Below are 11,147 nucleotides of genomic sequence, written 5' to 3'. Positions count from 1 at the left end.
TCCTTATGGATAGACAGGTTAAAATGGGAGGCGCGGTTGCTTTGGTTGTATTGGGAGTTACATTCCCGGTACTGGCTCAGGACAAACCCGCAAAAAAAATTGCAATTGCAACAATTGTTGAGGTGCCGCAATTGCTTGACACTCGTGACGGTGTTTTGGAAGGGCTGGCGGAAAATGGTTATAGTGTCGGGAGAAATCTGACCGTTGATTACCAGAATGCAAACGGCAACATTGCTACCATGCAGCAAATTGCGCGTAAATTTGTTGCTAATGAGCCGGATGCCATTGTGCCAATGACCACGCCTGCAACACAGGCGGCAGTCGCTGCCACCAAAACAATACCGGTTATTTTCGGCAGTGTTGTTGACCCGCTGAAAGCACGGGTTATTTCCAGTTATGAGAAGCCTAGTAAGAACGTCACTGGTGTTTCTGAAATCCCGCCGGTTGCACAGCAGATTGAGTTATTTAAGCAGATTATGCCAGAGATGAAACGGCTCGGATATATTTATAATACCGGTCTGGACAGCTCATTGGCGACCCTTGAATGGGTGGAAGAGGCGGCTAAAAAATATGGCATTACCATTGTGCAGGCAGCCGTACCAACCACCAATGAGGTGATTCCGGCAACCCAGAGCCTGATTGGCAAAGTGGATGCCATTTATCTGCCCAATGACACCACTGTGCTTGCCGCATTAGAAACGATTGTGCGCATTGGCTTCGATACGAAAACGCCGGTTTTTACTGGTGAAACCCGTGGTGTGGAACGTGGTGCTGTTGCTTCATTAGGGCTGAATTATTTTGAACTGGGCAAATTGGTTGGCGGTATGACAGCACAAGTTTTGGACGGCAAAGAGGTTGGTCAGATTGATGCTTTGATTGCTTCAAAAGTGATGACGGAATTTCCGATATTTATTAACAAAAAATCTGCTGACAAAATGCAGCTGACAATACCACAATCTGTTTTGGATAAAGCCAGCGAGATCATTGAATGACGGGCGGACGATCATTATGACATTGTATGAGTTATACGGCATTCTTGAAACCGGCCTTATTTTCAGTCTGGTGGCGCTGGGTGCATTTTTAACATTTCGTGTGTTAGATTTTCCTGATCTGACCGTTGAGGGCAGTTTTCCATTAGGGGCTGCTGTTGCTGCAGTCCTGATGGTCAATGGCCTGAATGCCTGGCTTGCTATTCTGGTCGCATCGGTAGCAGGGTTTATTGCCGGTGTGCTGACAGGCTGGTTTCATGTCCGTTTTAAGATCGTCAATATTCTCTCCGGTATTCTGGTGGCGGTTGCACTCTATTCCATCAATTTGCGCATCATGAACGGCCCCAATGTGCCGCTCATTGCAGTGGATACCGTATTCACTCCATTTGAGGCATTTTTTCCTTCCAGTTCGCTGGCGCAATTGACAATTTTAGCTGTCATTATTGCGGCTATCACAGTGGCATTGAATGTGTTTCTGGCAACCGGTTTTGGTATTTCTATGCGCTCAGCCGGTGCTAATCCGAGTATGGCGGCAGCCTTTGGCATTGACGTTGGACGGATGAAAATTATCGGACTTGGCATTGCCAATGCGATGACCGCGTTGGGTGGCGCATTATTTGCCCAATTATTTGGTGCCGCTGATGCTTATATGGGCATTGGTGTGATTATTGTGGGCTTGGCTGCGGTGATTGTCGGTACAACTCTGTTTCCGGCGCGCTCAATATTGCAATGTTTATTAGCCTGTATTGCGGGTGCCGTTTTATATCGTCTGGTGGTTGCTCTCTCCCTTAATGGCGGTTTTTTAGGGCTGAAAGCTTCTGATATGCAGCTTATTACCTCGGTTTTGGTGCTGGGAGCACTCATCTTGCAACGCAGCGGTGCTTTGAAGAAAGTTACAAAACGAGGTAAAGCATGATCGCGCTTGAGGATATTCATGTTACCTTTAACAAGGGCACACCGCTGGAGGCGCAAGCGCTGCGCGGGGTTAATCTCACGGTTGAAACCGGCCAATTTTTAACAGTCATTGGTTCAAACGGCGCCGGAAAATCCACCTCACTCAATGTGATGGCGGGTACCATACCGGTTGAAAGCGGCAGGGTAAAAGTCAACGATCTGGATATTACAAAATTACCGGTTCATAAGCGAGCCGGTGTTATATCCCGTGTTTTTCAGGATCCACGTCTTGGCACTTGTGAAGATTTAAGCATTTTGGAAAATTTTGCAGTCGCCTGTGGCAGAACGGCGCCCAGAGGTTTGCGTGCAGCGGTTAATGAGCAGATAAGGCTTGAGGCAGCAAAGCGTCTAAGTATTCTTGATCTTGGTCTGGAAAAGCGGCTTGACGATAAAGTCGGGCTTTTATCCGGCGGACAACGGCAGGCGGTGAGCCTGATCATGGCGACCACCGGCCCGACGCAGGTTCTGTTGCTTGATGAACATACCGCAGCCCTTGACCCCAAAACCGCTGATTTTGTGATGCATATTACCAGATCAATTGTCAGTGAGCTTAATCTAACTGCGATTATGGTGACCCATTCGATGGCGCAGGCGCTTGATACGGGAAACCGAACGGTTATGTTCCATCAGGGAAAAATTATCTTTGATGTGTCAGGTGATGAGAGGGCACAAATGCAGGTGCCTGATTTGATGGCATTATTTCGCAAGAACAGTCATTCAGAAATAACGGATGACGCTTTGCTCTTAGCGCATTAGGCGGGGATCAAGATAATATTTTGTGCGTTTAATTCGAGGAGAAAAATATCTCAGATAGAGGAGAATTTGTCTGGGATATTTTTAACTTGGCTTGTAATAATTCTGCTGACCGCAATTTTTCAAATTGAATAGTCCCTAGCAACTGTATCCGTCATGCTTTCGGAAGTACCCATTTTTGACGTTTTTTGCACGGGGCGTTAGCAAGGTTGATAAATTTTCGGGCAACGGCTGTGATGATGACCTTGTGCGGTTTCCGGTCCCAAACGCTGTTCCATATACCGTGCAGCCGAACGGCGTAGCTGAAGTAGTCAGACGAGTGGCTCTCACTGCCGATCTGGGTCACGAAGATGAGGCCGGCGATGAAGGGATGGTCGCGCAGAACCCCAAGGTCGGCGGGGCCGTCGAGGGAATCCCGAGTGTGGGCGACGAAGTGTTCCATGATTGTAGTGCGAGCAGTGTATGGCTGCTATACACCTTAGTGCTCTATGTCTCTCTGGTGACGGGCATTGTGTCCCACGACCAGCAAGGGTAAGTCAGAAAACGTGATGAGATTTCGCCCTGAAACGTTGCTAGATAGCTACCTCTAGTGAATGTCGGTATCGGTAGTTGCGTGCCCCCGCGACCACGCTACAGCACGCTACGATATCCAGAGCTACGATCCTGTGCGCCAGATAATTTGCTGCTTGCGGCTATGATCCAGTTTGAAATAATTATGTTCCGGTTTAAGAAACTGGAACAGCTGGCAGGTCCATTATCTTCAGCGTTCCTAAAACAACGTCAATCTGAACGACGGAACTGGGTGATGCGTTGCCAGCCTGAACGCTGTAGCGCTCTCCCATCTCTGAGTTATAGCTGCCTTTGATCTCCATCTTGTTATATTCGGTATCGTCCGTGTAGTCGGCATCGTCGGGTGCGGTCTGCTGTAACTGGGACGGATCGCCTTTGAACGCATCGATGGTGTGGTGAAGATTGTTACGCAACGTCTCAAGTTGCTTTGGCTCGATGCCGTTTATCCAGTCAACAAAGGCCGCTCTATGGTCGGCATTGTCCATATCGTAGCCCTTGGCTGCTGCATATTCGAGAAGGATCGGCACAGGACTATAGCCTTCTCCGCTCTGATCCACGAGGGCATCGGCTGCCTTCTCGCTCAAGCCTGAATGTTCCAGAAAATGCTGGGACAATTCATTATCGTATTTGTTGCTATCCTGAACCTTCGTCACCACCATGGATGCGAGCGTGCCAACGATAACTACACCGACGCCAATCGGCCCAAGAATAGTGCCCGGTGCAAGCGCCGCAGTCACGCCGCCTGCGGCGGTTAATCCATGGGTAATGCCCAGTTCCGGATTGCCATCGGCGAAAGCTTGATAGGAATTGACGCCGTCGAACACGGCGCCGATGACACCAAGCAGCTGGGTACCGTGCGCAAGGCTGCCGTTAAAATTCCTGACGGCGAAAGAGTCCGGGCCCATCATGCCGAGACCGCTGCGGATTTCGACCGAGCGCTGCCACAGACCGGCAGTATCGTAACTTACCTTCAGAATATTTTCGAGATTGGGTTCGGTACCTGCTGCGCGTGCCGAATTATAAAGGCTCATGGCAGCACCGGTCGCGCCGATCATGCGTAGCACCTGACCGGGGACGGTGGAGGTGGAGAAAGTGCGGATACCGCTTTGTTTGCTGCTGTCGAGTTCGCCAAGTGTCTCGTCAAGCTTGTCCATCTTGATCTTGATGGCAGCCTCGGATTCGCCCGGCGAAGGTATTGCAGCCTCAATGGCATCAATGGCCTTGTTCATATCCTTCTCGGTGACGCCGAGCAAAGCCGCATATTTGCTGTCGCGGAACTGGGCCAGACTATCGCGAATTTCACGCATCTTGTCGGCGTCCGCGCCCTTGATGTCTTCAAACTGGGGCAGCACATCGCGCTGCACGACCTGCGTAAACACTTCCTCGGCGAGCTTGCGTCCACGATCCGTCAACCGCCCTTCCTGACCAAGGAAATTCAGAACTTCCGGTCTGTCGAGAAGTTCGGGGTTGGTGCGCAACGCCGACTGGATCGCCAGATAGGAGCGGTCGTCATTGAGAATGTTTTCGATTTCCTTGTTGATGAGTTCCTTTTGCTCCGCCGGTTCGTCAGGGAAATCGCCAAGCTGCGTGATCTGGTCGAGAAGGCTTTCGCCCTTTTCGTTGACCGCCTTCTCAAGACGCTCGTTTTCAGCGTTCCACTCGTCACCCTTTTCCGTCTTATAATCGGCGATGGCCTGCTCAAGCTGCTCAGGCGTCATGGTGTCGCCGTGATTATCGATCAGCCAGCGCAGTTCTTCCATATGTACGGAATAGTCTTCTACTGCACTGTTGGTCGCGCTCTGGTTCTGGCGAACGCCGGATAGAATGTCCTGTTCGAGCAGATATGTGCTAGAGCCTTGCGTTTGAGAAAGCTCAAGCGGGTATTGCAGGCTGCCGCCATTTCCAATCGATTGCGGTATCTGGTTCTGGGCATAAAAGCCCATTTCCGCCCATCGCTCTATGACCTGATCGCCTTGCGATGTGCCTTCGATGCGTTCGGCAACCTTGAGCATGGATTCCACACCGCCAAAGCCCAGCATCGGGTAACCCGATTGTTCCTGATAAAGGATATTGACGCGTTCGATTTCCGGCATAGCGGCTGAGACGAGGTCGGCGGCCACTTTCTGTGGCGCGTTCTGCGTCATTGCCTCAAGGCGCAGAAAGGTTTGATACGGCTTTTGCTGCTCACTCGTGGCCGGATCGAAATCATGTATCGGTTCGGTAGCGTAATCGGCCATCGACGTCATGAATTCGTCGGCATAACCTTGCCGCAGAAGCGCCTGCTGCACCTCCGGGCTGGCCTTGCCATAACCGTCGATAAAGGCTGTGAACTGTGTTTCGGCTCCACCGAGCGTAGCCGAGGCATTATCGACAACGGCGCGCACTTCGCTTTCGATTTCAGGACCATTATGTCCGGTCGGTAAAAGCGCGATGCCGGACGACCGGGACGCTTCCTCGATGGCGATCTGCGCCGGACCTGCATCGGTCCAGTTGCGATCATAGAGATTTTGCAGCGCTTCTGTGCGTTCGCCTTCCGGCAGAGTGTTCAAAAAGCCTTCGATATCTTTGGAAAGGGCTGTCGTTTCGCGGCTATGATCCACATCTGCCGCAGGCTCGGCGTATTCAAGATCGTTGCCACGCGCGTAAAGATCGTCGGCGAACGCATCGACGGCATCGTCGTGCAAGCCCGCATCCTCGAGCGCATCGTCAATGGCGATACCCGCGGGTCCGGCATCGGTCCAGTCCTTTTCCGAAAGGCGAATGGCTGCATCCTGCCGTGCCTCAGGGGGTAGCGCGTCGAGATAGGTGGCAACGTCTTCCTGCATCGTCTGCGTTTCCGCCGCATGATCGATGCCATCTTCAGGCTTTGCATATTCGATCTGGTTGCCGCGCTCATAAAGCGATTGCACGAAGGCATCTTCGGCCTCAGGTTCGCCTCTAGCGTCGGGCTTTGATGCGGCTACCTGCTCGGGTGCGGGCGCTGGCAAGATGACGACATCGCCAGGATGAATGAGATCGCCGTTATGATTGGATTCATTGGCATTGATTGCCATTGTCTCGCCGAGATCGGCCTGATTTTCTCGTGCGATACCTTCAAGCGTATCGCCAGCCTCGACGACGAAAACGCGCTCGCCGGTATCAGGCTTTCCGTTATTGCCGCTGCCTTCTCTTTCGCGGCTGACGATTTCAATGTCGCGACGAAAGGATTCCGCCTGCGCAGCCGGTATCGGGGTTGCCTTTTCACCTGCTTCGTCAAAACGATTGCGGGCGTTTCCGTCAATCCGATAGGCCATGCTACGCTCTCCTCTGTCTGGTCAGGAAAAATCGTCAACTGCTAATGGGACAAATTAGACTTTAGGAAATTACCTTGGCTTCCCGATGACAGTTTCATGAAATCTGTCGGTTTTGGTCAAAAAACCCGCACCTTGCCGCCAATCCGCGCGCGTCGGTAAAGGTCGATGACATCGCTGTTGGTCATGCGAAAGCAGCCGGACGAGGCTGCCGTCCCGATGGTTTCCGGCTCATTGGAGCCGTGGATGCGGTAAAGCGTCTGGCCGAGATAAAGCGCCCTTGCGCCAAGCGGATTGTCGGGGCCGCCCGCCATATGGGCGGGCAGGTCGGGGCGCCGCGCGCGCATGGATGCGGGCGGGCGCCAGTCCGGCCATTCGCGTTTGGCGCTGATGCGTTCGGTGCCGTACCAGCCAAAACCCTCACGGCCAACGCCGACCGCATAGCTTTGCGCCGTGCCGTCCGCTTCGATGAGATAAAGACGGCGCGCAGTCGTATCAATCAGGATCGTTCCCGGTGCTTCATCGCTCGGGTAGCTGATGCGCTGGCGGGTGCTGATATCTGCCTTTTCCGCACGATGTGGCTGCGGGGGAAACCCGGCGCCGGGACGCGTGGGTGAGAACAGGAAATCCACATAGGAATCGTTGAAGGCCGGTGCGGCACCGGAAGATTGCGCAAAGGCGGGCAGCGCGCAGACGATCGCAAAGAGGAACATGAGGGGATGAAGAAAGTCTCTGAACATGGGGCTGTTCTCGTTGATGGTGGTCAGATGAGCCTTGCTGCGACAAGGAGATCGGCAACGCGCTGGAAACTTGTTTCGGGAACCGGTTCGCCGGTGCGCGCCGTGCGCGCAATCGTGGCGGCAAGGGATTGGTCGCGGATCACCGGAATATCGGTCAGAAGCGCTTCGGTGATCATGGTGCGTGATTGTTCGGGGCTGGCGCGGCAGACGATCATCGGCACCGGCGTTTCACCGCGCACATAGCGGATACCAACGGTCCAGCCATCGGGCACGCCCACCAGAAGTGAAGCATTGAGCAACCCCGTCTTGGTGGCGAAAGTCTGCATTTCACGGCGTTGTTTCTGGCGCTGCTGCAGAATGGCCGGGTCGCCTTCGGAATCTTTTCTTTCGCGCTTCTGTTCGCTTTTGGTCATTTTCATATCGCGCTTGAACAGCCATTGCTGCACCAGCACGTCAACCAGTCCGACCAGAAAGAAGGCAATGACGGCGGTTATGATCAGCGGTTGCAGCATCGCCGAAAAAGTATTGGTGATGCAGGATGCGCCGCAAGCTGACGATTGCAGCAATGACTGAATGCCGCCGCGGAAAACGATGAAAAAGGCGGTTGCCAGTGCGGTAATCTTGACGAGTGATTTCAGGAACTCGACGACGCTGCGCATCGAAAAGAGGCGCTTTGCACCGGAAACCGGATTGATATGTTCGAAATTGGGCGTGATCGGTTCGGTAGAAAACAGAAAGCCGCGCATCACGACAAGATTGGTCAGGACGATCGCCGTTACCGTGACGGCGAGCAGCGGCAGGGCAAGGCCAGTCATGATGCCGCCGGCAAGCGTCAGCACATCGGGCCACACGTCCCTGAATGGCTCGACATGCACCCGGCGGGCGATCACGTCGACCAGAGTTTCAATCTTGCTTTTCTGTTCTGGAAAGACAAAGGCGAGATAGCCGGTCGAGCAGATCATCACCGTCCCGGCGACCAGATCCTGGCTCTTGGCAACCTGCCCTTTGTCGCGTGCGTCGCGGATTTTTTTGTCAGAAGCTGGAAGGCTTTTCTCTTCGCTCGTTTCACTCACGTTTTTTCTCCCGCCACGTCACGGTTACAAAACTGAGATAAAACCAGATTACAGAATGATGACGGCCTTGAGTTGCCGGCTTCCGATTCGGAAGGTAGGGATAAGTGCGTTTTTAGTGAGGTATCATGCGACATCATTCCACCAGTGCCCTGATCGTAACCTGTCTGGCTCTGGCTTCCTGCACGACCGCTTCTGAAAATGCGCAGACCACAGGGCCCAAAGGCGACGAGGCGCGTCTCATTGCCCTTGCACAGGATATCGACCGGCGCGGCGACAAGGCCACGGCTGCTTCGCTCTATGAGCGCGCCGCGAATGTTTCCAGCGATACGATCGGCGCGCATATTCGTCTGGGTGACGCGCAGCTTGCCTCGGGACAACCCGAACAGGCGGCAAAATCGTTCCGCACCGCTTTGGCGAAAGATTCCAATAATGGTCGCGCGCTTCTGGGTTTGGGAACGGCGCAATTGCAGTCGAATGAGGTCGAAAGTGCTGCAAGAACGCTTGCCGTGGCAGCCCCCATCGTCAAATCCTCGACCGCTTATAACCGGCTTGGAACCGCCCTGATCCTGACCGGTGACGGAAATGGCGCCGAGGCAGCCTTTGCCAAGGCGAGAAGTCATGATCCCGCGAGCCTCGACACGCAGTCCAATCTCGCGCTGGCGCAGGCGCTGTCCGGCAAGACCGATGCTGCCGTCGCCACGATGCGTGGCGTCACCCAGTCGCCGCGCGCCGAGGCGCGCCATTTCCGCAATCTGATGCTGGTTCTGGTTCTGGGCGGGCGCGATAAGGAAGCAGGCGATGTGGCGGTGCCGGATTATCCGGCGGCCGAAAAACAGGCATTCCTTGCCGAAGCACGCAAGGTCCGCGCGATCAAATCGCCATCCGCCCGCGCGCGGGCCATCGGCCTGCTTGCTTCGGGCGCGCGATGATCCCACTCCTTCGAATGGCGTTAGTCTCCCGGTCGTCATTGCCTTGCCTTCAATGCATCGAGCCTGTCGTATTGAGGCTTTCCTTCGCCGCTGCGTCATCTCTGGGCGGTTCTCCGTCGATGACGCGTCGTGCCGCCCTGACCACCGGTGCCGCCATGGCCGGGCCGGTCGTGCGCCCGTGAACGAGATCGCTCTGACGCTCCACCATCATCTGCAGATTGAGATTGTTGGCGCAGCCGGGCGGCAGATAAAGCGGATCTTCCACGACATCGGGTGTGACGCAGGCATCCGGAACGAGACGGCCTTGCGTGGCCTGCTGCTTGTCATATCCCTTGCGCACCACATTGCCGGTCTCGGCAGTCGTCATGTGATAATTGGGGGAATAGGGCAGGGGATCGCGTTCGGGCCGGTTCTGGCAGGCTGTAAGGGCGCAAAATGCAATGGCTACAACAAGTGGCCGGGCGAGCGGCTGGAACTTAATCGACATAGAAACCGAACCCCTTGTTGATTTTGGTACGCTTGCTGGCAACGGGGCCGGAGAGGGCGCCTGCCGGGCTGTCGAGCGGCGTCTTGAGGCTGCGTTCGCGCACCGGTTCGACGAGATAGGGCGTGATCAGGATCACAAGCTCGGTTTCATTGCGCTGGAAGCGCTTCGACTTGAAGAGATTGCCAAGCACCGGCATGTCGCCCACAACCGGCACTTTTTCGATGTCCTTGGAAACATTGCGCTGAAAAAGCCCTGCTATGGCAAAAGTCTGGCCGGTTCCCACCTCTACCGTGGTATCGGCGCGACGGACCTGAAGGGCAGGAACCTGAAGATTGGCGATGTTCACCATGCCGCTTGCCGAAAGACTGCTCACTTCGGGGCGCACGCGCATCGATATGCGGCCATTGGGCAGAAGCGTCGGCGTGAAGAGAAGCGACACACCATATTGCTTGTATTCGATGCCCACCTGTTCGTTGGTGACCGGCACCGGCACCGGGATTTCACCGCCAGCAAGGAAGCTCGCCGTTTCACCGGTCACGGCAGTGATATTGGGTTCGGCCAGAACCGTCAGGATGCCGTTTGCCTGCAAGGCTTCGAGAAGCACATCAACCCGGTTACCGTTCCATCCAGCCCCCGCACTGAGCGCATTCGACGCGCCGGAAGCCACATCACCGGCCATGGCGCCACCGGAAACAAAGCCGAAGGAGAAGGAGCCGGCATTGACGAAAGCATCCCACGTCACGCCGTAGCGCAACAACTGGTTGCGCGAGACTTCGGCAAAGCGCACGCGGATATTGACCTGATTGGCGCCGTTGATCGTGGTATTGTTGATGGGCGGACGCGCCGGCGGGGCATAGGCCTGAAGGGTCGCTTCGGTGTCCACCGACTCCTGCATGGAACGGGCATGACCTTTGGCGGCCGGAACATCACCAAAAAGCGTCACGTCGATGGTGCTGTCCGGTTGGGCGGCGCGTTGCGCTTCCTTCATGGGGCGCGGATCGGATACGACCCAGAAATCGACGCTCGCTTTCGCCCCGCCTTCCGGGCTCAAGGCAATCAGATTGGTCCGGCCCGCTTTCAGCGCATAGACATAGACGACGCCGGGGGAGACGACGCGTACATCGGCAATCCGGGCATCGGCCATGAAAACCGATTCCACCGGCTGGTCGAAGCGGATGATCCGCCCCTGACCGAGCGGCAGAGTGAGGGATTCCCCCGACTGCGCATCCACCTTGAAAGACCGTGCATGTCCAGGCGATGCCACGCAGCAGATTGCGAGCAAGAACAGGAGAATGCCCGCTCGCGCTATGGCCCTGTTCGGCCCTGCCATAATTTTATATTCCCTCATGCAGTCACCCTGTT

Annotated in this window: 10 protein-coding genes; 4 read left to right on the top strand and 6 right to left on the bottom strand. The window is 55.0% G+C overall.

Features of this window, described 5'->3' with window-relative positions:
* Window positions 1–5 precede the first annotated feature (5 nt).
* Genes CQZ93_RS25950 through CQZ93_RS25940 form a run of 3 tightly spaced genes read left to right on the top strand, consistent with a single transcriptional unit; the run spans window position 6 to window position 2,699 of the window.
* Window positions 6–992: an ABC transporter substrate-binding protein gene (locus tag CQZ93_RS25950; RefSeq protein ID WP_105545466.1), complete on the top strand. Its 987-nt coding sequence runs from the start codon at window positions 6–8 to the stop codon at window positions 990–992.
* Window positions 993–1,008: 16 nt separating this feature from the next.
* Window positions 1,009–1,905, top strand: coding sequence for an ABC transporter permease (locus tag CQZ93_RS25945; RefSeq protein WP_105545465.1), 897 nt, complete (start codon window positions 1,009–1,011; stop codon window positions 1,903–1,905).
* Complete coding sequence (locus CQZ93_RS25940) at window positions 1,902–2,699, top strand: ABC transporter ATP-binding protein (RefSeq protein ID WP_105545464.1); 798 nt, start codon at window positions 1,902–1,904, stop codon at window positions 2,697–2,699. The genes CQZ93_RS25945 and CQZ93_RS25940 overlap by 4 nt, the downstream gene beginning before the upstream one ends.
* A gap of 151 nt (window positions 2,700–2,850) precedes the next feature.
* On the opposite strand, the gene CQZ93_RS26515 is transcribed toward CQZ93_RS25940, so the two are convergent.
* From CQZ93_RS26515 to CQZ93_RS25920, 4 genes are all read right to left on the bottom strand, one after another.
* Entirely contained in the window at window positions 2,851–3,138 is a 288-nt protein-coding gene (locus CQZ93_RS26515; RefSeq protein ID WP_146114504.1) for a hypothetical protein, read from the bottom strand.
* Between the two features lie 283 nt (window positions 3,139–3,421).
* Entirely contained in the window at window positions 3,422–6,559 is a 3,138-nt protein-coding gene (locus tag CQZ93_RS25930) for a LysM peptidoglycan-binding domain-containing protein (RefSeq protein WP_105545462.1), read from the bottom strand.
* Between the two features lie 116 nt (window positions 6,560–6,675).
* Window positions 6,676–7,296: a L,D-transpeptidase gene (locus tag CQZ93_RS25925; RefSeq protein WP_286154315.1), complete on the bottom strand. Its 621-nt coding sequence runs from the start codon at window positions 7,294–7,296 to the stop codon at window positions 6,676–6,678.
* A gap of 23 nt (window positions 7,297–7,319) precedes the next feature.
* The gene (locus CQZ93_RS25920; RefSeq protein WP_105545461.1) at window positions 7,320–8,369 is read right to left on the bottom strand and encodes an EscU/YscU/HrcU family type III secretion system export apparatus switch protein; all 1,050 of its coding nucleotides are present in this window, start codon (window positions 8,367–8,369) and stop codon (window positions 7,320–7,322) included.
* A 125-nt stretch (window positions 8,370–8,494) separates the two neighbouring features.
* Between CQZ93_RS25920 and CQZ93_RS25915 the strand changes: the two genes are divergently transcribed.
* On the top strand, window positions 8,495–9,298 hold the full coding sequence (locus CQZ93_RS25915; RefSeq protein ID WP_105545460.1) for a tetratricopeptide repeat protein: 804 nt from the start codon (window positions 8,495–8,497) through the stop codon (window positions 9,296–9,298).
* A gap of 49 nt (window positions 9,299–9,347) precedes the next feature.
* Here the strand turns inward: CQZ93_RS25915 and CQZ93_RS25910 are convergent, their stop codons facing one another.
* Both CQZ93_RS25910 and CQZ93_RS25905 read right to left on the bottom strand, forming a co-directional pair.
* Window positions 9,348–9,785, bottom strand: coding sequence for a hypothetical protein (locus tag CQZ93_RS25910; protein ID WP_105545459.1), 438 nt, complete (start codon window positions 9,783–9,785; stop codon window positions 9,348–9,350).
* Complete coding sequence (locus CQZ93_RS25905; RefSeq protein WP_105545458.1) at window positions 9,775–11,115, bottom strand: type II and III secretion system protein family protein; 1,341 nt, start codon at window positions 11,113–11,115, stop codon at window positions 9,775–9,777. The genes CQZ93_RS25910 and CQZ93_RS25905 overlap by 11 nt, the downstream gene beginning before the upstream one ends.
* Window positions 11,116–11,147: the final 32 nt, after the last annotated feature.

The organism is Ochrobactrum vermis, assembly GCF_002975205.1.
Classification (GTDB): Bacteria; Pseudomonadota; Alphaproteobacteria; order Rhizobiales; family Rhizobiaceae; genus Brucella; species Brucella vermis.
The sequence above is the reverse complement of the archived record's forward strand: the minus strand, read 5'-3'. Positions and strand labels throughout refer to the sequence as shown.